Annotated in this window: 22 protein-coding genes and 1 tRNA gene; 10 read left to right on the top strand and 13 right to left on the bottom strand. The window is 67.7% G+C overall.

Annotated elements, in window-relative coordinates:
• Nucleotides 1-144 precede the first annotated feature (144 nt).
• Nucleotides 145-1620, top strand: coding sequence for a CRTAC1 family protein (locus KA217_07725; GenBank protein ID MBP7712335.1), 1476 nt, complete (start codon nt 145-147; stop codon nt 1618-1620).
• A gap of 51 nt (nt 1621-1671) precedes the next feature.
• On the opposite strand, the gene KA217_07720 is transcribed toward KA217_07725, so the two are convergent.
• From KA217_07720 to KA217_07675, 10 genes are all read right to left on the bottom strand, one after another.
• Nucleotides 1672-1989 carry a hypothetical protein gene (locus tag KA217_07720; protein ID MBP7712334.1) on the bottom strand — a complete coding sequence of 106 codons (318 nt, stop codon included), beginning with the start codon at nt 1987-1989 and terminating at the stop codon, nt 1672-1674.
• A gap of 181 nt (nt 1990-2170) precedes the next feature.
• A complete protein-coding gene (locus tag KA217_07715; protein ID MBP7712333.1) occupies nt 2171-2797 on the bottom strand; it encodes a V-type ATP synthase subunit D in 627 nt (208 codons plus the stop codon).
• Between the two features lie 7 nt (nt 2798-2804).
• Entirely contained in the window at nt 2805-4199 is a 1395-nt protein-coding gene (locus tag KA217_07710) for a V-type ATP synthase subunit B (protein MBP7712332.1), read from the bottom strand.
• Nucleotides 4196-5977, bottom strand: coding sequence for a V-type ATP synthase subunit A (locus KA217_07705; GenBank protein ID MBP7712331.1), 1782 nt, complete (start codon nt 5975-5977; stop codon nt 4196-4198). The genes KA217_07710 and KA217_07705 overlap by 4 nt, the downstream gene beginning before the upstream one ends.
• Nucleotides 5970-6620 carry a V-type ATP synthase subunit E gene (locus KA217_07700; protein ID MBP7712330.1) on the bottom strand — a complete coding sequence of 217 codons (651 nt, stop codon included), beginning with the start codon at nt 6618-6620 and terminating at the stop codon, nt 5970-5972. The genes KA217_07705 and KA217_07700 overlap by 8 nt, the downstream gene beginning before the upstream one ends.
• Nucleotides 6617-6937, bottom strand: coding sequence for a hypothetical protein (locus KA217_07695; GenBank protein ID MBP7712329.1), 321 nt, complete (start codon nt 6935-6937; stop codon nt 6617-6619). The genes KA217_07700 and KA217_07695 overlap by 4 nt, the downstream gene beginning before the upstream one ends.
• The gene (locus tag KA217_07690) at nt 6937-7389 is read right to left on the bottom strand and encodes an ATPase (GenBank protein ID MBP7712328.1); all 453 of its coding nucleotides are present in this window, start codon (nt 7387-7389) and stop codon (nt 6937-6939) included. The genes KA217_07695 and KA217_07690 overlap by 1 nt, the downstream gene beginning before the upstream one ends.
• Before the next feature lie 80 nt (nt 7390-7469).
• Nucleotides 7470-9362, bottom strand: a complete 1893-nt coding sequence (locus tag KA217_07685; protein ID MBP7712327.1) for an ATPase — start codon at nt 9360-9362, stop codon at nt 7470-7472.
• Nucleotides 9363-10382, bottom strand: coding sequence for a V-type ATPase subunit (locus tag KA217_07680; protein MBP7712326.1), 1020 nt, complete (start codon nt 10380-10382; stop codon nt 9363-9365).
• A gap of 4 nt (nt 10383-10386) precedes the next feature.
• Entirely contained in the window at nt 10387-10707 is a 321-nt protein-coding gene (locus tag KA217_07675) for an ATPase (GenBank protein MBP7712325.1), read from the bottom strand.
• Nucleotides 10708-11142: 435 nt separating this feature from the next.
• Here KA217_07675 and KA217_07670 point away from each other — a divergent pair, with 435 nt between their 5' ends.
• From KA217_07670 to mutY, 6 genes are all read left to right on the top strand, one after another.
• The gene (locus tag KA217_07670; GenBank protein MBP7712324.1) at nt 11143-12933 is read left to right on the top strand and encodes an NAD(P)H-dependent oxidoreductase subunit E; all 1791 of its coding nucleotides are present in this window, start codon (nt 11143-11145) and stop codon (nt 12931-12933) included.
• A gap of 10 nt (nt 12934-12943) precedes the next feature.
• The gene (locus KA217_07665) at nt 12944-13675 is read left to right on the top strand and encodes a (2Fe-2S)-binding protein (GenBank protein MBP7712323.1); all 732 of its coding nucleotides are present in this window, start codon (nt 12944-12946) and stop codon (nt 13673-13675) included.
• Nucleotides 13668-14207 carry an NADP oxidoreductase gene (locus KA217_07660; protein ID MBP7712322.1) on the top strand — a complete coding sequence of 180 codons (540 nt, stop codon included), beginning with the start codon at nt 13668-13670 and terminating at the stop codon, nt 14205-14207. The genes KA217_07665 and KA217_07660 overlap by 8 nt, the downstream gene beginning before the upstream one ends.
• A 59-nt stretch (nt 14208-14266) precedes the next feature.
• Nucleotides 14267-15763 (top strand): Ni/Fe hydrogenase subunit alpha, encoded by a 1497-nt coding sequence (locus tag KA217_07655; GenBank protein MBP7712321.1) that lies wholly within the window; start codon nt 14267-14269, stop codon nt 15761-15763.
• 241 nt (nt 15764-16004) lie between these two features.
• Nucleotides 16005-18320, top strand: coding sequence for an AsmA family protein (locus KA217_07650; GenBank protein MBP7712320.1), 2316 nt, complete (start codon nt 16005-16007; stop codon nt 18318-18320).
• Entirely contained in the window at nt 18317-19447 is a 1131-nt protein-coding gene (mutY, locus tag KA217_07645) for an A/G-specific adenine glycosylase (protein MBP7712319.1), read from the top strand. Before KA217_07650 ends, mutY begins: the two co-directional genes overlap by 4 nt.
• Here the strand turns inward: mutY and arfB are convergent.
• Entirely contained in the window at nt 19423-19845 is a 423-nt protein-coding gene (gene arfB, locus KA217_07640; protein ID MBP7712318.1) for an aminoacyl-tRNA hydrolase, read from the bottom strand. The two genes, mutY and arfB, sit on opposite strands and share 25 nt — an antisense overlap.
• A 104-nt stretch (nt 19846-19949) precedes the next feature.
• Here arfB and KA217_07635 point away from each other — a divergent pair.
• Nucleotides 19950-20025 (top strand) — tRNA-Phe (locus KA217_07635).
• A 263-nt stretch (nt 20026-20288) separates the two neighbouring features.
• Here the strand turns inward: KA217_07635 and KA217_07630 are convergent.
• Both KA217_07630 and KA217_07625 read right to left on the bottom strand, forming a co-directional pair.
• Entirely contained in the window at nt 20289-21239 is a 951-nt protein-coding gene (locus KA217_07630; GenBank protein MBP7712317.1) for a hypothetical protein, read from the bottom strand.
• A gap of 3 nt (nt 21240-21242) precedes the next feature.
• Nucleotides 21243-22478 carry a hypothetical protein gene (locus KA217_07625; GenBank protein MBP7712316.1) on the bottom strand — a complete coding sequence of 412 codons (1236 nt, stop codon included), beginning with the start codon at nt 22476-22478 and terminating at the stop codon, nt 21243-21245.
• A 244-nt stretch (nt 22479-22722) separates the two neighbouring features.
• Between KA217_07625 and KA217_07620 the strand changes: the two genes are divergently transcribed.
• On the top strand, nt 22723-23058 hold the full coding sequence (locus KA217_07620; protein ID MBP7712315.1) for a helix-turn-helix transcriptional regulator: 336 nt from the start codon (nt 22723-22725) through the stop codon (nt 23056-23058).
• Nucleotides 23059-23142: 84 nt separating this feature from the next.
• On the top strand, nt 23143-23991 hold the full coding sequence (locus tag KA217_07615; protein ID MBP7712314.1) for an ImmA/IrrE family metallo-endopeptidase: 849 nt from the start codon (nt 23143-23145) through the stop codon (nt 23989-23991).
• The last annotated feature ends 38 nt before the right edge of the window (nt 23992-24029 follow it).

The raw sequence follows: 24029 nt of genomic DNA, 5'->3' as shown, positions 1-24029 counted from the left end.
ACATCGGCCCTCGCAGGGCACGCAGAGCCCCCCCCGGCGGTCGCCCCGCCGGTTCCCTCGCCGCCGCCCGCCGCGCAGGAGACCGCGCCGCCGGTCCCCACCCCGCCAGCGGCCGTTCAGCAGACCCCTGCCCCCGTCCCCGTCATGCGCGCCCTGCCGAGGACCGCCGAGGCTCTGCAGAAGCTTCGCGTCCCGCCAGGGCCGGTGTTCGAGCCGACCCGGCCCCTGGCGGTCTCGGGCCTGCCCCGCCTCGCCTTCGCGGTGGACCGGCCCGCGGCCGCCACCGCGGTCGACCTGAACGGCGACGGCCGGCTCGACCTGTTCGTGCCCAGGGTCGTTGCGGGCTCGCCGCCGCGCAATCTCGTCCTGATGGCGACAGCCGACGGCACGTTCGCGGCAGACACCGCCCACCCGCTCGCAGCGGTCACGGGCGTGATGGCCGCCGCCTGGGGTGACCTGAACCGGGACGGGCGCACGGACGTGTTCCTCGCCCGCCGGGGACCGAATCAAGTGTGGCTCCAGACCGCCGCCGGAGAGTGGGCGGCGACCGGCGAGCGCGGCGGGACGGCGGCGGGGACCTACCGCAGCGTGGACGCCGCCCTTCTCGATGCCGATCAGGACGGTGACCTGGACGTCTTCGTGGTCAACGGGGACGGCCCGAACGAGCTGCTGGCCAACCAGGGGGACGGCACGTTCCTGCCCCTCCCCGCCGGCATGGAGGTCGCCGGGACGGGGCGGGGCTCGCGCACCGCCGTCGCCCTCGACCTGGACCGGGACCACGACGTGGACCTCCTGGTGCTGAACGAGGAGCCTCCCCACGGGGTGTACCTCAACGGCGGTGCCGGCGACTACCAGCCGGCCCAGGGCTACGAGACCCTCGCCGCCGCGCCGGCGCTCACGGCGCTGGCCGCCGACCTGAACGGGGACGGCTCGCCGGAGGTCTACACGGTCCACCCCCAGGGCAGCGTGTACCGCTGGCTCCCCCTGGACGGGGGCTTCCGGGCGGAGGTTCTTGCGCGCCTCGAGGATGAGGGCCCGTGGGCCCAGCTCGCCGTGGTCGACACGGACGGCAACGGCGCCCTCGAGCTGCTCCTGGCGCGGCCCGGAGGCTGGCAGATCCTCGGCGCGAGCGGGAAGACCCTCACGGAAACGCAGGCGCCGGAAGAGGATCCCCTCGCGGGCGCGCTCGCCTGGCCCGCCGACCCCGCGCGCGGCCCCTCCGTCCTGTCGCTCGGTGGACCGATTCCGCTCGCCGTCGCCGCCCCCGGACCGGGCAGGTACCCCTTCCTCGCCCTCGAGCTCTCGGGCGTGACCGACCCCAGCCAGGCGCTGCGCTCCGACCCCTCGGGAATCGGGGCCCGCGTCAGCGTCGAGGTCGACGGCCGGCGGGCGTCCCTCGAGGCCCATCGGTCCCACTCGGGCCCAGGCCAGGGGCTGACCCCCCGGGTCGTCGGACTCGGGGAAGCGGGGCGCGCCGCGTTCGTGGCCATCGAGTGGCCCGACGGCGTCTCCCAGCACGAGACCGATCTCGGGCCCGGCACCGTGCACCGGGTCGTGGAGACCCGCCGGAAGCCACTGGTCCAGCAGGGAGAGAGCGGGCCGAAAAAAAGGGGTGAGTAGCCTCACCCCTTTTATGGCTTACCCCCCCGCGCGGGGGGTGGCGTGCGTTGCCTACTTCTTGTCGGAGGAAGTCGACGAAGCCGCCGGCGCTACGACCACCGGAGCGGTGTAGTACGGGTAGCCGCCCCAGGCATAGGGATAGCCGCCCCAACTGTACGGGAAACCACCCCAACCGTAGCCGGGATAGCCACCCCAGCCATACGGACCACCGCCCCAACCGTGCGGGTAGCCGCCCCAGCCATAGGGGTAACCGCCGCCCGTCCAGTTCCAGGGGTTGAACCAGCCGAAGAACGCATGGGCGGGCGCCGCCGCAATCCCGGTCGCCCCCACCAACACCGCCGCTGCCAGCACACGAGACATCTTGGTCATGACTGCTGCCTCCTCACGCGAGTGATGAACAAGACTCCTGAAACCGCGTCAGTCTTCTGGTGCCGCTACGCTACGATCCAAAATTCTATTCCGAGCGCCACGGACAGAAATGATCTGCATCAATGGTGCACCAGGACCTAACACACGTCAAGTTCACCCGCGAGGGCGACGGGCGCCCTCCTCAAGCGCGGCGGGCCTCCCGCTCCCGCAGCACCTTGATCTGGAAGAGGGTGTTGCGCTCCTCCTCCTCCAGGGTCGAGACGATGAACGCAATGGTGTTGCGGTAGCGCGGGATCACGTTGTACTTGAGCGCGTTCACCCGCTTCTGGGTCTTGCGCTGCTCCTCGAGCAGGCGCCAGAGCGCGGTCTCCGCCTCGCCGAGCCGGGCGAGCATCACCGCCATCTCGGCGAACCGCGCGCGGGTCTCGTCCAGGGTGGCGTCGGTGCCGAGCGCCGCCACCGGCTGCAGCGGCAGGCGCTCCGCGGTCACCGCAGGGTACTGCACCCCCAGGCTGCTGCGCGGCAGGATGTGCACGTCGATGCTGAGCGGCAGCCCCATGGCGACCTGACCCAGCTTCTGCTTGCCCATGCGCATGTGGGTGATCCCGAGCCAGCGGTAGGCGTCCTGCACCGACTGGCGGGTCTGCTTACGAAGCTTGCGGTAGTGGCCGAGCCGCTCGTACACCAGGCGCGTCAGCAGATCCTTCTTGCGCTCGAGCAGCGTGTGGCCCTGCACCAGGAAGGCAACCTGCCGCTTCAGGCGCAGCAGGTTGCTCTTGGTCGGCGGTACTTTCAGTCGCTGTTCCACGGCGCCCTCAGCTTTCGGCCGCGTTGGCTTCCGCGTTGTAGTACTTCTTGATGTCCGCCTCGGTCACGCGTGCCAGCGCGTCGGACGGCAGCAGGGACAGCAGCTCCCAGGCCAGGGTCAGCGTCCCGTCGATGCTACGGTCGTCGTCCTCCCCCTGGCCCACGAAGCGCTTCTCGAAGGCGTCCGCGAAGGCGAGATAACGCCGGTCGCGCTCGGAGAGCTCCTCCGCACCGATGATCGAGGCCAGGTTGCGGGCCTCGAGCGCCCGGGCGTAGGAGGCGTAGAGCTGGCTCGCCACGCGAGGATGGTCCTCGCGCGTGAAGTCCTTGCCGATACCGTCCTTCATCAGCCGGGAGAGCGACGGGGGGACGTTCACCGGCGGGTACACGCCCTGGTTGTGGAGCTCGCGAGACATCACGATCTGACCTTCCGTGATGTAACCGGTCAGGTCGGGAATCGGGTGCGTGATGTCGTCGGACGGCATCGACAGCACGGGAACCATCGTGATCGAGCCGTGGCGGTTGCGGATGCGTCCCGCGCGCTCGTAGATCTCCGCAAGGTCCGAATAGAGGTAGCCCGGATAGCCCTTGCGCGCCGGAACGTCGCCCTTCGCGGTCGCCACCTCGCGCAGGGCCTCGGCGTAGTGGGTCATGTCGGTGATGACCACGAGCACGTGCCGGTCCTGCTCGAAGGCCAGGTACTCGGCGGCCGTCAACGCCGTGCGCGGCAGGATGAGCCGCTCCATCGGTGGGTCGTCGGCCAGGTTGATGTACATGGACACGTTCGAGAGCACGCCGCTCGACTCGAACTCCTCCTCGAAGAAGCGCGCGTCCGTGTAGGACACGCCCATCGCCGCGAACACGATGGCGAAGTTCGACTCCTCGCCCGGCAGCTTGGCCTGGCGCACGATCTGCGCGGCGAGCCGGTTGTGCGGCAGACCGGAGCCCGAAAAGATCGGCAGCTTCTGGCCCCGCACGAGGGAGTTCAGGCCGTCGATCGTGGACACCCCGGTCTGGATGAACTCCTTCGGGTAGGCCCGCGAGGCGGGATTCACCGAAGAGCCGTTCACGTTCCGCTTGAGGGAAGAGACGATGGGGGGGCGCCCGTCGCGGGGCTCGCCGACGCCGTTGAAGATGCGGCCCAGGATCGCCGGCGACAGCGGGACCTCGAAGGGCTCTTCCAGGAACCGGACCCACGTCCGGTCGAGGTCGAGATCCTCGGTGCCCTCGAACACCTGCACGAGCGCCATTTCGGTCGAGGTCTTGATGACCTGACCGTTGCGCAGGTTGCCCTTGTGGTCACGGACCTGCACGCGGTCGCCGAGGGCCACGTCGGGCACGCCCTTCATGAACAGGAGGGCGCCCCGGGCGGCGGTAGCCATGCGGTATTCTTTCTCTTTCATGCCTGCTTCCCCTTGGCCGCGCTGTATTCCGAGCGGATCGGGTCGAACGTCGCACGGATCTCGTCGCCGAAGGCCCTGATCTGGTCGATCGCCTCGCTGCGGTGCGCCGACTTCAATCGCCGCGCCTTGCCCATGATGGGCAGGCCGGAGAGCTGCTCCACCGGCGTTCCAAGCTTCAGCAGGTCCCGGCCCTGGTGGTAGATCTCGAGCATCAGCGCCATCAACTCGTACTGCTTCTCGGGCGAGGAGTAGCTGTCGACAGGATCGAGTGCGCTCTGCTGCAGCACACCCTCCTTCACCAGTCCCGCGCCCTCGAGCACCCAGCGCTGCTCCGGCGAGAGCGCCTCGGGGCCGACCAGGTTCACGATGCGCGCGAGCTCGTCCGCCTGGGCGAGGATGGCAAGACACTCGGCGCGCTTTTCGGCCCAGGTCTTGTCTACGTGCTCAGCCCACCACCCGGCGGCGGTGGAGACGTAGTCCGAGAAGCTGTCGTTCCAGCTCACCGACGGGTAGTGCCGGGAGTCCGCGAGCTCCTTGGACAGCGCCCAGAAGGTGCGCACCAGTTCCTTGGTGTGGCTGGTCACCGGTTCGGAGAAGTCACCGCCCGGCGGCGACACCGCGCCGATCAGCGTCACCGACCCTCCGGAACCGGCCAGCGTCTTCACGCGGCCCGCACGTTCGTAGAAGGCGGCAAGACGCGACGCGAGGTAGGCCGGGTAACCTTCCTCGACGGGCATCTGCCCCAGGCGCCCGCCGACCTCGCGAAGCGCCTCGGCCCAGCGGCTGGTGGAATCCGCCACCATCACCACGTCGTAGCCCTGGTCGCGGTAGTACTCGGCCATGGTCACGCCGACATAGATGCTGGCCTCGCGGGCCACCACCGGCATGTTCGAGGTGTTCGCCACCAGGAAGGTCCGCTCCATCAGCGAGCGCCCGGTGCGCGGGTCCTTCAGCTCGGGGAAGGTCTCGAGCACGTCCACGAGCTCGTTGCCCCGCTCCCCGCAGCCCACGTAGAGCACGATGTCCGCGTTGGACCAGCGGGCGACCTGCTGCTGCACAACCGTCTTGCCGGCACCGAACGGCCCGGGCACGGCGGCCTTTCCGCCCTTCAGCAGCGGGAAGAAGGTGTCGAGCACACGCTGGCCGGTGATGAGCGGCGCCGCCGCGTGGTCGCGTATGACATAGGGCCTCGGCCGGCGCACGGGCCACGTGTGGTACATGCGCAGCTTGTGCACCTCGCCCCGGTGATCCCGAACGTGCGCCACCGCCTCCTCGACCGTGTACTCACCCGGCGGCGCGAGCTCGAGGAGCTCACCGCTCACGTCGGGTGGCACCAGGATCCGGTGCTCGATGGTGTCCGTTTCCTGGACCGTGCCCAGGATGACCCCTGCGTCGATCGGCTTGCCCGCCTGGAGGCTCGCGTTCGGGCGAAACTCCCAGCGTCGCTCCCGGTCGAGCGCAGGCACGGCGAGACCGCGCGCCACGTAGTCGCCCGAAAGCTTCGCGATCGCGGGCAGGGGGCGCTGCACGCCGTCGAAGATCTGGCCGAGGAGACCCGGCCCGAGCTCCACCGACAGCGGTCGGTTCAGGGCCTCTGCCAACTGGCCGGGCTTGAGCGACTCGGTGGACTCGTAGACCTGCACGACCGCAGTCGTGCCGTCGAGGCTGATCACCTCGCCCACCAGCCCCAAGTCGCCGACCTTCACCTGCTCGGCGTTGCGCACCCCGGGCAGCTCCACCGTCACGATCGGCCCGTTGATTTCGATGATCCTACCCATGGAAGAGCATCCCCATCTGACCCGCCGAGGCAAACAGACGCTCCAGGATCACCCGCTCGAGGTCGGATTTCTGCCGCGACATGCGGCCCTCGAAGGTGTTATCCACGCTGATGCGCCCGTCCACGCTCTCCACCAGCACTCCGCCCGAGCAGGGGCAGGCGTCCGGGGAGAGACCGATCGTCTTGCCTGGCACCGCGTTACGGAACTCCAGGTCCCACCGCCCCTGAACCCGACCGTGATCGAAGACGCTCACCCGAGCCACCAGCTCGTCGCGCTCGATGGCCGAGGCGGCCTCCACGAGCAGGGCACGCAACAGGGCGAGCCCAGACTCGTCGTTCGCCTGCAGCGTCTTGAGCCGGCCGTTCACCCCCTGCATGACCGACTGCACCAGCCCCCAGCGCATCCGGTCCATGTCGGCCTGCATGTGGATCTCGGCCGACTGGACGAGCCGACGGAACTCGCGCTCCGCTCGGCTCTTGGCGAGCGACATCTCCTTCTCCTCGAGCAGACGCAGCCGCTCCGCGGAGTCAGCGAGAATTCGCTCCCGCGCCCGCTGCGCCTGCCGCAGGTGCTCGTCGGCGAGGTTCTTCGCGCGCTCGAATATGGCCTGCTCGAGCGACGCGACCTGATCGTTCGGATTCATGTCCTCTCCTCAAGGGCCGAGGGCCCCAGCACCCGGGTCACCAGTGCCTCGACGGGCGGCCGGTAGCTTTCGGGCGCGTCCAGGGCGGGGATCTCGCTCACGATGATGCGCCCCCCCTCCCTTCGGACCCGGTCGAGGTTCCGGCCCCCGCGCGCCACCAATGCGCTTTCCACGAACACCAGCGCTTGGTCATGACTGCGCAGGAGGTCGCCCAGCACCCGATCCAGGTCCTCTCTGGTTGCGTCCTCGAAGGCCTCGGCGCCGAGCAGGGCGAACCCCTGCACGAGCGCGGCGCCGCCCATGGCGATGATCCGCATCAGATCTTTCCCAGCAGCAGGATCGTGACCACCAGACCGTAAATCGCGATACCTTCCGCCAGGCCGAGGTACACGAGCGTACGGCCGAAGACCTCGGGCTTCTCCGCGATCACGGCGAGCGAGGCGGTACCCACCGGGCCCACGGCAATGGCCGCGGCGACGGTGGCCACGGCAGTCGGCAGGCCGATGCCAATCAGGGCGAGGCCAAGGCCGAGCGAGACCTCTTTCGCCGCCTCCGCTGCCACCGCCGGCTCGGCGGCCATCACGTCGTTCACGCCCAGGAAGAGCACACCGACCAGCGCGCCGAAGTAGGTGAGAAGGTTCAGGCCCACGGCGCCCCTCAGCCAACCGAAGACGGCTGGGTTGCGGGGGGCAGGACGGACCTCGAAGAAGAAGCCGAGTGCAACGACGCCGAGGAGGCTGATGGACATCAAGGCAAGCAGCCAGTACATGACATGTGCTCCTTTTCTAGGTTGAGTGAATGGATGCGACGTGTGGTTATGTCTCGGACAGTGCCGATTTCCGGTATCGCTTACCAGCGAACCAGCCCCTGCAGGCGCAGCGGCTGGAACGCCCGGCCGTCGCCGCGGAAGAAGCGCGAGAAGCCCTCGTAGTATTCGAGACGCAGGGTCTGGATCATCACGATGGCGCCCTCGACGACAATGATGAAGAGGTTGCCAATCAGGATCATGATCCAGTGGCCTGCGGTATCGAGCATGCCAGCCAGCGTGAACACCGCCAGGGAGAGTGCCACGTGGTTGAGTGCGAAGGCGGCGACGCGAAGGAACGAGAGGGTGTTCGCCAGGTATCCCATCAGCGACTCGAAGCCCTCGACGATGGTGACCAGGAGGCGCTCACCGATCGGGCCGTGGAAATGGAACCAATGGAAGGCCATGACCATCGCCAGCGGAACCAGGACAGCGAGCGCCTCGGGCAGCCCCAGGACACCGGAGCCCATCCAGCGGTGGCCCGCGTAGACGCCTCCGATGTAGAGCAGGGAGCCGGCGACACCGCGGGCGTCGAACAGCGCGGCCGCGAACCGGCCCTCCCGGATCAGGTTGTAGAACGTGAGCGCATTTGCGAAAAGTATGAACCCGATGCCCCAGTAGAGGGCCACCTTGAGCATCCGCAGCGGATCGGACATCGGAGATATCCAGAGCGGGTGCAGAACGTGCTCGTTGCCGAAGACGCTGCCGTAGATGAAGCCGAAAACGACCGAGGAGATGCCGGCGGAGATCATGACCGGAACAACCTCGGGGAGCCGCTTGCGGAACAGCAGACCGGCAATCGCGATGACCGCACCGTGGCCCACGTCACCGAACATCATGCCGAACATCACGATGAAGCTCACCGTGAAGAGCACAGTGGGGTCGATCTCGCCGTAGCGCGGAATGCCGTAGTTGGAGACCAGCGCGACGAACGGCTGCATCCAGCGGGGATGGCGCATGACCGAGGGAACCTGAGGCCGCTCGCTCGGGAGCGGGTCGCGTGCCGTGAGCACGTAGGGCACGGACAATCCGCCCCGCAGCGCGTCACCCAGCGCCTCGACGTCGTCCCTGGGGATCCAGCCCTCCACCACCGCGAGACCGCCCATGGCCTTCATCCGGGTCGCGAGCTCGGCGTACGGCTCCGCGACCGCGAGGGTCCGGCAGGCCGTCGCGAGGCGGTCCTGGTGCTTCGCCACCACGATATCGATCTGCTTCGCCTTCTCACGATTCTCCCGCTTCAGCTCCTCGGCCTTGGCCGCAAGCTCAGTGCGGATCTGCTCGGGGTGGTCCCGGAACTCCTCCGGGATCGAAAGGGCGCGAAACTCCGCGGTCCGCAACAGCGCCTCGATGTCGTGGGCGGACTCGGAGGGACCGGCGACCACCAGATAGACGACGCCCTTGGTCTCATAGAAGGGGCGAACGAAGTGCCCCGCAAGGGAGGCCGCCTCTTCCAGGCGCCGCAGATTCGCGCGGTTCACCGTGCCCACCTGAACCGACAGGAACTCCTTCGGCCGCTGCAGCACGCCGAGGTCCACGTCGAGGGCCGCGAAGCGCTCCAGGCTCTCGCCGAGCTGCTTGAGAGAGGTTCCGCGCTCCTCGAGGGTACGCTCCTCCTCCTCGAGCTCGGAGAGCTCGTGCCAGAGGTCCCCGAGGTAGATGTTGGTGCGCTCCAGCTCGTCCAGGTCCACGACGCGCGTGAGGTCGGTCGCGATGTCGAGCGGACAGTAGCCCCCGGTCTGAATCTTCAGGAGACGGGCCTTCCCGCTCAGGAAGACCTCGCGGAAGCGCTCGCCCGGGGAATCCGGCAGCGCCCCCTCGGGGACGTCGATGGTCTCCGGGTTAAAGACCCCGATGCGGGCCAGAATGACCGCCGCCTGGGGCGCGGCCTCGCGCAGAGTCTGCAGGCTGACGCGCTGCATCGGCAACGGGCTGAACATTCAGGCGGACTCCAGGTTCGCGGCAAAGCGGACGAGGTCGGTGGGCATCCCCATGCGCCGGCCCTTCACGATCGCAATCAAGCGGCGCATCTCGCCGTCGCGCACGACCAGGTAGGCAAAGGCCCGCGCGATGGGGCGCGCGGGGTTCTGCAGTGCCTCGGCGGCGGCGTCCAGCATCATCTCATCGAGCCGGTTGTCCGCTTCGCTGACCGAGGTGACGCCCGCCAGACGCTCTTTTATCTCCGTCGGCAGGGCCTCCACGACCTCCTCCAGCGAACCGAGCTGAGCGAGCGCCTGCAGGCGCTGGGCCTTCAGCACTCGGCCAGCCGGGGCCAACAGGTAGTACGCCTCGGGCGGCGGGAGGTTGTAGGAGAAGCGATACCGCAGCAGCCAGGCGAGATTGAACCGGTCGAGCACCCGCCCGACCAGGTCCTCCGCGGCGGCCTGCTCCGCCCCGCCGAGATTGCGCACCCGGGAGAGCAGCTGGGCGAAGTACCGCCGGTCGATGGCTGCGTCGACCGCAAACAGGTCCTTGTGCTCTTCATAGACCCGCCGCGCGTGCCGCGCGATGTCGCTGTAAACGGTGGCCTCGAGGCGGCGCAGCATCTCCGCCGCGTCCTCCGCGCGCAACAGTTCGTCGACCGGCAGTGTGGCGTATGCGCCCAAGTCGAGGATCTGCACGCGAATGGCCTTCTCCGGCAATCCGCTCAGTTTGCCCCGGATGATCGCCTTCAGGTTCATCAGCTCGAACCACAGGAACCCGTAGGTGAGGAGCGCGCGCTCCTTGGGCCGCACCGGCCGGGCGAGAACCTGGAAGTCGTGGCGGGTCCGGCTGAGGAGCGTCTGCTCGAGACGCACGGGGTCCGGCCCGCCCGGAGAGAGGAAAGCGCTGACGTCGCCGGCTTCAGGGAGCTCGGCGCCTGGCTGGTCCACCAGTGCCTCGAGACGCTCCCGGGACAGCAGACGCGCCGCGAAGAGCGACACTCGGGTGTTCAGGTACGCATAGCGGGCGCCACCCACGGCGTCAGCTCCGGATTCCCTTCAACAGGACCGAGAGCGCCGCTTCGATGGCATCGTTCTCCCGAGCCTCCGCGCCCTGGCGCAGCTCTTTCCCCCGCTCATCGTAGCGCCGCCGCAACTCGGCGATGGACTGGTCGGCCCTCACCTTTGCCTTCTCGAGGCTCGTCGCGTGGAGCTCACCGACCCGGGCGTGGAAGCGCTGCTCAGCCCGCCGCGCTTCTTCGAGGGACTGGTGAGTGATCTCCTCACGCTTGCCCTTCGCCTCCTGCACGGCTTCTCCTGCACGGAGCTCGGTGTCCAGCAGACGCTTGAGGGTGTCGTCCATGGGGGGGACCTTCGCGGTATGGGAGGTAAATTAGTAGTTGAGAATTTAACTCTTTTCTTATGCACTCTGCAAGGCGCAGCGCACGCGTCCGGTGAGCATTGAACGCATTTCGTGATCTGGGGCAAGTATGAAGGGCGTCGCACGAGCGCGCGCGCTTCGGTTTGTCTTCCACGGTCTTCCGCGCACGGTCACGCGAAAACAAACTTAACAACAATTACCTTTCTCGCTGCGCGAGCGAACCTTGCACGGCCAGTGGAGATATCCCGGATGGGTTAGACGAAGACACCCGTGCCGCCCCGCCCGTCTTGATCTGCATCATGTATCAGAGGGGCCGATGGAACATCATTACTTGCTCATATTCTTTCCGTGCCCGTCCCTGCCGGGAGGGGTGCTGTGGGCGCCCACGGGCGCGGCCTGACAGGAGGGGTCTCGAGGATGACCAGCGCACAGACAGGGCTCGAGCGCTTCGTCGCCGAGGTGGTGGACCGGTACGGACGGGACCGCAGGAACCTCCTGCAGGTCTTACGGACGGTACAGGACCAACAAGGCTGCGTCTGCGACGACGCCGTGCAAACGGTCGGGCAGGCCATCGGCGTGCCAGCCATGAACGTGCGGAGCGTCGTCGAGTTCTACTCGTTCCTGCACGGGACCCCGCGCGGCCAATACGACGTACTGTTCAGCGACAACATCGTCGACCGCATGCTCGGCAAGGAGGACCTGATGGCCCGCCTGTGCGAGCGGCTCGGCGTGGAGCCCGGCGTGCCGCGCGCCGACGGGCGCGTGACGGTGGACAACACCTCCTGCACCGGCATGCCGGACCAGGGCCCGGCGATCCTCGTCAACGGGCTCGCGCTGACCCACCTGACGCCCGCGCGCGTCGACACCATCGCTGACCTGATCGAGCGCGGGGTGCCACTGCAGAAGTGGCCGGGCATCTACTGCGAGGTCGAGGACAACGTCCGCCGCCGCGACCTGCTCCTCGGCGCACCGTTCATCGACGGCTCGGGCATCCGGGCGGTCCTCGCCCAGGGGCCGGACGCCATCCTGGACGAAATGATGACCTCGGGCCTGCGCGGCCTCGGCGGCGCGGGCTTCAAGACCGCGCAGAAGTGGGCGCTCTCCCGCGCCGCAGCCGGCCACGAACACTTCGTGGTCTGCAACGCCGACGAGGGCGAGCCGGGGACCTTCAAGGACCGCGTGCTCCTCCAGGGCCACGCCAACCTGCTGTTCGAGGGCATGACCGTCTGCGCCCGGGTCATCGGCGCCCGACGGGGCTTCCTCTACCTGCGGGGCGAGTACCGCTACATGCTCGAGCTGCTCGAGTACACGCTCGCGCAGCGCCGGCGCGCCGGCCTCCTCGGCAAGAGCATCCTCGGCGTCGAGGGCTTCGACTTCGACATCGAGATCCACCTCGGTGCGGGCGCCTACATCTGCGGCGAGGAGTCGGCGCTGCTGGAATCGCTCGCGGGCAAGCGCGGAGTCCCACGCAAACGTCCCCCGTTCCCCGTGACCCACGGCCACGACAACGAGCCCACGGTGGTCAACAACGTGGAGACCTTCTCCGCCGCCGCGAAGATCGCCGCCAACGGCGGCGCGTGGTGGTCCGCCAAGGGGACCGCGACCTCTCCGGGCACGAAGCTCCTCTCGGTCTCGGGCGACTGCGCGCGCCCGGGGGTGTACGAATACCCCTTCGGCATCACCATCCAGGAGATCCTGGATGACTGCGGCGCGAGCGACACCGCCGCCGTGCAGGTCGCGGGCCCCGCCGGGCAGCTCGTCCCGGAGCGGGACTTCGGCCGCAAGATTGCCTACGAGGACGTCGCGACCGGCGGCTCCTTCATGATCTTCAACCACAGCCGCGATCTCCTCGCGGTCGTCCGCAACTTCGCGGCCTTCTTCGCCCACGAGAGCTGCGGGTTCTGCACTCCCTGCCGCGTCGGCACCTCGCTGATGCGCGATCTCGTGGAGAAGGTCGCCACCGGCAACGGGACGCAGTACGACCTGGAGGAGATGAAGCACCTCGGGAAGGTCATGAAGCAGGCCAGCCACTGCGGCCTCGGGCTGACCGCGCCCAACCCGGTGCTCGGCAGCCTCGACAAATTCCCCGAGATCTGGAACCAGAAGCTCAAGTCCAAGGACTTCGAGCCCGCGTTCGATCTGGACGGGGCGCTCTCCGAGGCGCGGGCCCTCACCGGTCGCGACGACGTTCGCGCTCACATCGCGTAGGGGATCGATCATGAGCGATCAGCAGACCATCACCATCGACGGCCGCGAGGTCCCGTTCACCGAGGGCCAGACGATCATGGACGCGGCGCTCGCCGCCGAAGTCTACGTCCCGCACCTCTGCCACAATCCAGAGTTCGTTCCCCACGGCAGCTGCCGGCTGTGCGTGGTCAAGGTCAACGGGCGGTTCCAGTCCGCGTGCACGGCGCCCGCAGCCGCCGGCCAGGTCATCGACAACAGCAGCGACGAGATCATGGACATGCGCCGCACGCTGCTGCAGATGCTCTTCGTCGAGGGCAATCACGTCTGCCCGGCCTGCGAGAAGAGCGGGCGCTGCCAGCTGCAGGCGCTCGCCTACTATACCGGCATGCTGAGCCCGCACTTCACCCACTTCTTCCCGCTGCGCCGCATCGACGCCTCCCACCCGGAGGTGGTGCTCGACTTCAACCGCTGCATCCTGTGCGAGCTCTGCGTGCGGGCGAGCCGCGACGTGGACAAGAAGAACGTGTTCGGGGTCACGGGCCGTGGGATCAACGCGAAGCTCATCGTGAACGCCGCGAGCGGCAAGCTCGGGGACACCGACTTCTCCGTCGACGACAAGGCGTTCCACGTCTGCCCGGTCGGTGCCATCCTGCCCAAGCACAAGGGCTTCGAAGTGCCCATCGGTGAGCGCCTCTACGACCAGCAGGACATCAGCGTCGTGGGTGACGTCGCCGCTCACGACGAGGAGAACGCCCATGCCTGAGAAGATCAAGGTCGCGACCGCCTCACTGGCCGGCTGCTTCGGCTGCCACATGTCGCTGCTCGACATCGACGAGCGGATCCTCGATCTCGTGCAGGTGGTGGACTTCGACCGCACGCCGATCACCGACATCAAGGAGATCGGCCCCTGCGACGTGGGGATCATCGAGGGCGGCGTCGCGAACGCCGAGAACGTCGAAGTGCTGCGGGAGTTCCGGCACCACTGCAAGATCCTGGTCGCCATGGGGGCCTGCGCCACCAACGGCGGCATCCCCGCGATGCGCAACCAGTTCACGCTCGAGGAGTGCCTGCGGGAGTCCTACGTGGAGGGGATGGGGATCGAGAACCCCATGGTCCCCAACGACGCCGAGATCCCGCTGCTCCTGAACAAGGTCCGGCCGCTACACGAGGTCGTCAAGGTCGACTACTTCCTGCCCGGTTGCCCGCCGTCGGCCGACGCCATCTGGACCTTTCTCACGGAGCTCATCCAGGGCAAGCCGATCGCGTTCCCGTACACCCAGATCCACTACGACTAGGTGACGCCGGTCACGTTGATCACCGCCGCGGAGTCGCCCGCCTGCAACGGAGCAACACCATGACAAGTCTAGAAACCGCCGCCAATCCCCAGGGCCTGAAGCGCGTCGTGATCGAGCCGGTGACCCGCGTGGAGGGGCACGGCAAGGTGACGCTGCTGCTGGACGACGACAACCACATCCACCAGGCACGCCTGCACATCGTGGAGTTCCGGGGCTTCGAGAAGTTCATCCAGGGCCGTCCCTACTGGGAGCTGCCGGTCGTCGTGCAGCGGCTGTGCGGCATCTGCCCGGTGAGCCACCACCTCGCCGCCGCCAAGGCGACCGACATGCTGATCGGGGTGGACGAGATCTCGCCGACCGCCCTCAAGGTCCGCCAGCTGATGCACTTCGGTCAGACCGTGCAGTCGCATGCGGTGCACTTCTTCCACCTGGCCTCGCCGGACCTCCTGTTCGGCTACGATGACCCCGTCCCGCACCGCAACATCGTGGGCGTCATCCAGGATCACCCCGCCATCGCGGTCCAGGGGGTGAAGCTGCGCAAGTACGGGCAGGAGGTCATCCGCGTGACCTCCGGCAAGCGCGTGCACGGCACGGGTGCGATCCCCGGCGGCGTCAACAAGAGCCTTTCGCACGAGGAGCGCGACTACCTGCTGGCCGACATCGACCAGATGATCGCCTGGGGCCGCGACGCGGTTCACCTCTGCAAGGGACTCTACGAGAAGAGCCCCGCGTACCACATGGAGTTCGCCAACTTCCCGAGCAACATGCTCGGGATGATCCGCGACGACGGGGCCCTCGAGCTCTACCACGGAGGGCTGCGGGCGAGGGACCCCGAGGGCAAGACGATCTTCGACCACGTGGACTACCGGCACTACGACGACTACATCCACGAGGCGATCAAGCCCTGGAGCTACATGAAGTTCCCGTTCATCCGCTCGCTCGGGCCGGACCGCGGCTGGTATCGGGTCGGGCCGCTCGCGCGCGTGAACAACTGCGACTTCATCTCGACCCCTCTGGCCGAGGCCGAGCGCAAGGACTTCATGAAGATCAGCGGCGGGCGCCCCGTGCACGCCACCCTGCCCTACCACTGGGCCCGGATGATCGAGCTGCTGTACTCCGCTGAGATGATCAAGGAACTGCTCCTCGACGACGACATCGGCGGCAGCGAGCTGGTGCGGCGCGGCGAGATGCGCGAGGAAGGCATCGGCCTGGTCGAGGCCCCGCGCGGGAGCCTTTTCCACCACTACCGCATCAACGAGGAGGGCCTGGTCACCAAGGCCAACCTGATCGTGTCCACCACCAACAACAACCAGGCGATGAACGAGGCGATCCGCGACGTCGCCGTGAAGAACCTGGACGGCCACGAGCTCACCGAGCCGCTGCTGAACCAGATCGAGGTGGCGATCCGCGCCTACGACCCCTGCCTGTCCTGCGCGACCCACGCCCTCGGCAAGATGCCCCTGGAGGTGGAGCTTCTGAACTCCCGTGGGGAGACGGTGGACAAGGTCAGCCGCGGGGCCGGCGGGCTCTCCACCTGCGGCGTGCCCCTCGAGTAACCCCAGCCTCGCCCGGCGGGCCTCCGGGTCCGCCGGGCTTCCTGCCCCACCCCGCGTACGGCCCCCGTACCGCCCGTACCGCCCCACCCGCCCGCACCCCGGAAACCTTCCCCTGGCGGAGACCCCGCGCCCCGCAGCGACCTTCCTGCGCGGCGTCTGACGCCCGCGCCCGGCCGCGTTTGCCAACCACCCTCCCCTATCGTAAGGTTCGGGCAGAGCCGCAAGCCCGCACCTCGCCCCCATGAAGATCCTGCTGCATCTGCTCGGCTGGACCGCCGGCCTGCTCCTCGTCGCCGTGCTGCTCGCCGTCGTGCTCGTCCTCTTCGTCGTGGACCCGAACGACTTCAAGGGCATGGTCGCCCGGGAGCTCGGCGAGCGCCTCGGCCGGCCGGTCGAGGTGCCGGGGCGGGTCCGCCTCTCCCTGTTCCCCTGGCTCGGGCTGGAGGTGGGGCGGGTCACGATGGGCAACCCGGCCGGCTTCAAGGAACCGACGTTCGCCACCATCGAGCGCGCGGACCTGCGGGTCAAACTGCTGCCGCTGCTGCACCGGCAGGTGGAGACGGACACCGTCCTTGTGCACGGGCTCGACGTGCGCCTCGTGCGCAGCCGCGACGGCCGCACCAACTGGCAGGACCTTCCGGTGGCTGGCGCTGCCGCCCCTGCTGAGACGTCACCCGCAGGCCCCGGGGGCGCACCCGCGGCGACCCCGGCAGTCCTGCCCCTCACCCTGGCGGTCGGCGGAGTGAGCCTGCGGGAAGGCCGCGTTTCCTGGACCGACGAGGCGACGGGCCGCCGCGTGCTGGTGGAGGGTGTGGACCTTCGGACGGGCACGATCGCACCGGGCACCCCTGTCCCGCTCACCCTGACCCTGAAGGGAAGCGACACCGCCTCCGGGCTGCGGGGCCAGCTCGAGGTGAAGGCCCGGGTGGACACCGACCCCGACCGCGGCCAGTACCGGGTGCGCGACCTGCAGGTCGCGGTGCACGCGGCGGGACCCGGGCTTCCCCGCGAGGGGATCGACTTCACGGCCACGGGCCAGCTGGACGCCGACTTCTCCGGCCAGACCGTCCGGACGGGGCCGCTGCAACTGGTCCTGGCGGGGGTCGGGGCCGAGTCCTCGGCCGTGGTGGAATGGCCTGAGGGGGCGCTTCGTTACAGCGCCTCGATCGACACCCGCGAGACCAACCTCCGGCCCCTCCTGGAGGCCCTCACCGGCCAGCCGCCGCGCACGGCCGACCCCAAGGCGCTCAGCCGCGTGGCCTTCGGGGCCCGCGTCGCCGGGAACGCCGGGTCGGCCACCGTGAGCCCGGTGAGCCTGCGGGTCGACGACTCGACGCTGGAGGGCCAGGTCGAGGTCACCTCCTTCGCAGGGCCCGCCGCGCGCTTCGACCTGCTGCTGGACCGGCTGGACCTCAACCGCTACCTGCCCCCGGGCAAGGGTGGGGCGGGCGAAGGCGCTCCGGCACCCGGGAGCGGGGCACCGGACGGTGCCGCATCCCAGGCCGGAACGCCCGCAGCCGCGGGAGACGCACCCGGCGAGACCACCCCGCCAGCCGGTGCGGAGGTCGCCGCCGCGCCCGGGCCGGAGACGGGCCCGAAGGGCCGGGGCCCCGCGGCGGGCGAGGAGCCGGCCGGTGCCGCGCCCACGCCCACGCCCACGCCCACGCCCGTACCCGTGCCCGTGGCCGTGCCCGCATGGATTCTCGGAGCCGACTTGCAGGGGCGGCTGCGCGCGGACGAGGTCCGGGCGGCCGGGGCCCGGGTGACCGACCTCTCGGTGAAGGTCGCCACCCAGGGGGGCGTCCTGCGTCTGGACCCGATCGAGGCGCACCTGTTCCAGGGCACCCACAGCGGACGTGCGGAGATCGACCTGCGGCGGGGCCCGCCCCGCGTCCACCTGGACCACCGCCTGAGCGGCGTGCAGATGACCTCGCTCCTGGAGGCCATGGCCGGCAAGGCCACGGTGTCCGGGCGCGGAGACCTAACCCTGCGCGTGCAGTTCGACGCGGCCGACGCCGACACCGCGCTGGGCTCGCTCAACGGAGACGGGCGATTCGGCCTGCGGGACGGCGCGATCCAAGGCTTCGACATCGGTCGCGCCATCCGTCAGGCCCGCGCCAGACTCGAGGGCCAACCGCTCAGCGAGAGCGAGGGCCCCGCGGAGACCGACTTCTCGGAGCTCCACGGGACGTTCCGCATCTCCGCCGGGGTCGCCCGCAACGACGACCTCCAGGCCAAGTCCCCCCTGCTCCGCCTGGAGGGCCGCGGCACCGCCGATCTGCGCCGCCAGGCGATCGACTATTTCCTGACGGCGAATATCGTCGGAACCGGCAAGGGACAGGGCGGACGGGACCTTGAGGACCTGCGCGGGGTCCCCATCCCCCTGCACGTCTCCGGGCCGCTGCAGAATCTCACCTACCGGCTCGAGCTCGACGATGCCGTCAAGGCCGGCGCTCGGGAGCAACTGCGCCGGAAGGTCGAGGACGCCATCGACCGCAAGCTCGGCGGCGAAAAGGGAGAGAAGGCGAAGAACCTGCTCCGCGGATTCTTCAACTGAGAGACGGACTCGACACCTTCCCACCCCGCCTGCTCGCCTGGCACGACCGGGAGGGGCGCAAGGACCTGCCGTGGCAGCAGGAGCGCACGCCCTACCGTGTCTGGATCTCGGAGGTGATGCTGCAACAGACGCGGGTCGCGACCGCCGCGCCCTACTTCGAGCGGTTCGTCGCCCGGTTTCCCGACGCCGCAGCCCTCGCGGCCGCTTCCCTCGACGAAGTCCTCTCCCTCTGGAGCGGGCTCGGCTACTACGCGAGGGCGAGAAACCTGCACCGGGCCGCCGCCCGCATCCGCGACCTCCACGGGGGCGAGCTGCCCCGGGATGCGGCCGCGCTGGCCACCCTGCCCGGCGTGGGGCGGTCCACGGCGGCCGCCATCCTCGCCCTGGCCCTCGGCCAGCGCCACGCGATCCTGGACGGCAACGTCAAGCGCGTGCTCGCCCGCTACCACCGCGTGGACGGATGGCCGGGCGCCGGCCCCACGCAGCGGCGCCTCTGGGCCCTCGCCGAGGCCCACACCCCGGCCGACCGGGTCTCCGACTACACCCAGGCGATCATGGACCTGGGCGCCACCCTCTGCCTGCCCCGGCGACCCGCCTGCGAGCGCTGCCCGGTGGCGGAGGACTGCGGGGCGAGGTCCTCCGGGGAGGTCGACCGCTACCCCCGGCCCCGGGCTGCACGGCCACTGCCCGCGCGCGCGACCCGCTTTCTCATCGTCCGGGACACCGGGGGCGCGGTGCTCCTCGAGCGCCGGCCGCCGACCGGCGTCTGGGCGAGCCTCTGGGCCTTCCCCGAGGCGGGCGTCGACGAGCCGGTGGAGCACTGGTGCCTGCTCCGGTTCGGCGCCCGGCCCCAAAGCGTCACGGCGTGGCCCACCTTCCGGCACACCTTCAGCCACTTCCACCTCGACGTGACACCGGTGGTGGTCGAGGTCTCGGGCCCCGAGAGCGCCCTCTCGGAGAGCGGCGCGACCCTCTGGCACATGCCCGGCAGCCCGGCCCCCGGAGGCCTTGCCGCACCCGTGGCGGCCCTCCTTGCGCGGCTCGCGGAACTGCCCGGGGGGTGCGGGCGACTCCTCGCCCGGACGCTACGCCGGAGCCCCTCTCAGCCGCCGTCCTCGGGCCGCTGACGCCCGCGCTTGGTCACGGCCCGCTGCTTCTTGGACGAGATCCGGCGCTCCTGGGAAGCGCGGGTCGGGCGCGTTGCGCGCCTTGGTTTCGGCGCCTCGGCCGCGGCCCGCAGGAGCGCCACCAGCCGATCGACGGCGTCCTCACGGTTGCGCTCCTGGGTCCGGAAGCGGTGGGCCTGGATGACCAGCACCCCGTCCGCCGTCAGGCGCCGGCCCGCCAGCGTGCGCAGCCGCGTGCGGACCGCCTCGGACAGGCCCGGCGACCGCGCCGCGTCGAAACGCAGCTCCACGGCCGTGGCCACCTTGTTCACGTTCTGCCCCCCCGGTCCGGGGGCACGGACGAACCTGAGCTCCAGCTCCTCGTCCGCAAGGACCATGGCAGGGGTCACGACAATCATGCGAGCTCCTCACGCGCCTTCTGCACCCGGGGCCGGAAACCCGGAACCCGGGTTACAGGTTGCACTCTCCACCGGGGGCCGACTAATATGCCTGTCCTGCCCTTGGCCAGGTAGCTCAGTTGGTAGAGCAGGGGACTGAAAATCCCCGTGTCGGCGGTTCGACTCCGTCCCTGGCCACCAAAATTCAACGCCCAACTGTTCTCAGTTGGGCGTTTTCATTTGTGCTTCCCGCATGCCACGCGGGGTTCCCGCACATTCTGCGTGTGCGACCGGGGTCCTGTGGTCTGGCAGGAACATCCCCAGTTGCGCTCCGTTCCGCCCTCTCTTCTCTCGAAATCGGCGCTAACTTCTTCGCCGTGGCACACGCACATGGCCTTTTGCGACCATGATTTGTGCGCGTGCCATTGCCATTCGTTGTCGGGCTTGCTTGGAGCAGCAGTCCGTCACGCCAACACTGCCGCCGCGCAAGGCATGGAATACAAGCCTGCGCGTTGCTGCGTGACGACGAGTGCTCCGTAGGCCGCCAGTCGAGCCTCGTGCTCCGGCTTGCCCTTGTCCTTCGACTTGATCTTGAACAGGTCAATCGGCTTGTCGCTCTTCTGGCCAGCGCGCTGCATGATCCTTTCTCCGTCCACCTCGACTCCCTTGAACGACCACAGCGACTCGAAGACCTTAGCCTGACCATCGGTGAACCGGATCGGCGTGGCCTGCACGTCCGGCAGCGTCGCCCACTTGAAGTCCGCTGAGAATGGCCCGTTCACAGGTGCGGCCGGATCGGCCACTGCTGGCGCTGCAGACGGTGCCGAAGGGATGAACGAGATCCCGCCGCCATAGAACGTGAATCGTTCTTCCAGCGCCAGCCATTCCACTCCTGAGCCGAATGGCGATCCACGAGTCGTGCGCGGCCTGGGAGTGATGACTCGGATGTTGCTACCCGCAACTCGGACACGATCCAGCAAGGTCGGCTCATGCAGCACTCTCGTCAGATCTCGGGCCAGCACGACCGGAGATCGGCGGGCGTTACCGAGCCGCCAAGCACCGTCGCCCAAATCATCTACGTCGTCGCGACTCTCGATGTCGAGCGCGAGGCGCATTTTCTGCCGCAGCCAGTCTTCATCCAGGGCCAATGCCGCACCATCGATTGCCTCGACCGGCACCTGGCCACACTCCGGGCAACGGCAGATCCGACCGCCCCGGCCGTCACTCCAGACCTGCGCCCGATGCTGCTGGCAGTGGGGGCAGAGCACAAAAGACTGATCCAGCACTGCTGGCCTGACCGTTTTGCCGAGCACAGACAAAGCAGATACCTCGCGTGGCGACAGCGTGGCACGCAGTACCGGCGTGCCACCCGCGAACAGACGGCAAACCAAGGCCCAGGCATCGTGCGTCGCCATTGATCAGTCCTCGTAGGCCGATGATGAACTGACTGCGTCGGTCTCTGGCGGCAATTCCTGGGCACTGAGGGTCTGGCCCTTCTGCAAGATGCCCACCGCGACAAGGTAACCCTCCAGTTGCGCCTGCATGTTGGCGTCGAACTTGTGCAGGTTCAGCCGCCCTTTGCTGGTCACTTCGATGGTGACCACCTTGGGGCGAGTCCTGCCCGGCTCGGGCGGGTAATAGAGATTGACCTGTGCCGCTGTCACCGCCCACTGACCCTCCAGCGGGCCTGGGAGTTTCTCCTTCAGCAAATCGTGCACCGAGCGTTGCTGGCTGGACTGCATCGCCGTGCATTCGATCTTCAGCGCTGTGTCGGGGCTGAGCAGGGTGAGTGCCTTGAGCTGCACCATCGAAAAACCGTCCTCAAAGACCTCCGGCACATCGAACCCGGTGCGCAGCATCGACAGATCCAGAGTCGGCGACTTGATCTTGTGAGCGCTTGCTTTCACGCCCAGCACATGCTCCGCGAAGGCCTCGACCAGCATTTGCTGATACTTTGCCCCGCCGCGCACCAGCGTGCGCACGACACCGGTGGACTTGGCGTACTCCAGCACCATGTGAATGTTGGGGTTGCCGACCCGGCGCTTCAGGCTCGCTCCCTCGAACTCCAGGCGCAGCATCGCCATGTCCTTGACATGGACCGACAACAGGAACACCCCCGGACTGCGCTCGACCAAGTGCGCCACGCTGCCGTCTCCGCATTGCAGTTCGCGCTTGTAGAAAGCCGAGATGGCATGACGCAACGCTGTCAGATTGGCATCCGAACCGTTCGGTTGGCGTTTCAAGCCAAGGTCGTATTGCTGCGTCTGCTGCCCATGCTGTTCCCAAAAGCTGAAGTCATAGGCGCGCTCGAACAGCGCCGGGTGGTGGACGTATAGCCAGAAGGAACGGTGGACGTCACTTGCACACAGCGCCAAGCCCGCCAGCGCAGCACCATCGGCCACGGCCGCCTCAAACATCGCCTGCTTGCCTGCCGCATCGCCCAACTGAACGCTGGCCATGAGGTTGGCTGTCATCCGGTCGCGGGCAGCAATGTCGGGCCAGACCTTAACCGCTTCGACCAGAAACTGGCTGGTCTCAGGTGTGTCATCCCAGGCAAAGCCATGGGGCACCGGCAGGCTGTGGGTGGTCAGGAAGTCGCGCAGCGTGGCATCCACCGGCAGCTCGAGCATCACGTCGACAAAGGTCTTCTTCATCTTGATCGTCCTTTCTGGATCGGCGTCGAAGGTCTGCGACCGATGTACGGACTGCACTGGCCAGCGACTGGGTTACTGAACACGCACCTCGCACAAGTAAAGTAGCGAGATACAAGCGCGATTCTGAACCTCAGATTTCCGCTTGTCAATCAAATCGGCACATCTAGACCTCATTTGTATCTCGCGGCTATACTGGCGGTCTTGTTTTTGTTAACTGACTGTTTTCCCCTACAGGAGCATCGCTATGGCTTCAGCGTTCGGAGCACGCCTGCGACGCTTACGCGAGGCGAAGAAATTGACCTTGCAACAGGTCGCCGACGAAGTCGGCTGTACCAAGGCGTATATATGGGAACTGGAGATGAAGGACGGCCAGCGTCCCTCCGCTGAACGGGTCCAGGCCTTGGCCAGGGTACTGGGCGTGACGATGGAGGACATCATGGGCGAGCCCATTGAACAGGTTCCTCAGGCCAGTCCAGAAGATGTGGCCTTCTTCCGCGAGTACGCTGGGATGACAGAAGAAGAGAAGAAGAACTACCAAGACGTTCTCAAGATGATGTTTTCGCGCAAGAGCGGAGACTGAGGATTGAGCGACGCGCAGGCACTGACGGGTTCCATTGCCTCCAGCCACGTCATCAAGTGGTTGCGGGCGTGGTACAGCGAGGGCATGCCCGACGCCATCGATTTGGAAATTGTCCGCCAGATGTTGCCGTCCACACCTTATGGGGCGGGTGTTCGGGAGATCAAGCCGCCGGTCGAAATCATTGGCGACGCGTTCGAAGGAATGCTGGCCCGCGATCCTGATGACCACGCAGTTTGGGGTATTGCCTACAACGGCAAGGCTCGAGGTGAGCGTCAACGCTTCACTATTGCCCATGAGCTGGGCCACTTTATCTTGCATCGCAGTCAGAAGCAGAGTTTCAACTGCGACAGCCAGAGCGTTCACACCGGTATCGATGGCCTTCGCCAAATTGAGCGTGAAGCGGACGAGTTCGCCAGCAACCTGCTGATGCCTGGCGATCTGCTGCGCGAGTGGATATCGAATCAGCGTATTGATCTACATGTCCTCAGTGCGATCGCCAAGCGTTTCCAGGTCTCGTTCGAGGCGTTGTGTATCCGCTTTATCAAGTTCACCAAGCAGCGTGCGATCCTCGTCTATTGGGACAATGGCTTCGTGAAGTACGAATGGCGCAGCAGCAGTGCCGTCAGGACGCGGGCGCGCATCCGGCGCAATGGTGATCCACAGGAGCCATTGCCGGGCACGCTGGCAGCTGATACCAGTGTCGAGCAAGAATGGGATGGCACGGAAATGTCAGCCGCGATCTGGTGCCCGGAAGAGGCAGCACACATGAAACTGTGGGAGTTCAAGCACAGTTACGGCGCACGTGATCGAATCCTCACGCTGCTCCTACTGGAAAGCGCTGAACCACGGTCATGGGATCGGTCTTGGCAAGACGGCGAGAGCTTTGACAGCTTTGATCAGTTCGTCTCAAATGGGCAATTGCCGGTACGCTAAACCGAACGCTTGAGTAGCGGCATCAGCGAGCCCTTAAA

The organism is Gammaproteobacteria bacterium (assembly GCA_017999615.1).
GTDB lineage: Bacteria > Pseudomonadota > Gammaproteobacteria > JAABTG01 > JAABTG01 > JAGNLM01.
This window is presented reverse-complemented; position numbering and strand designations above follow the sequence as displayed.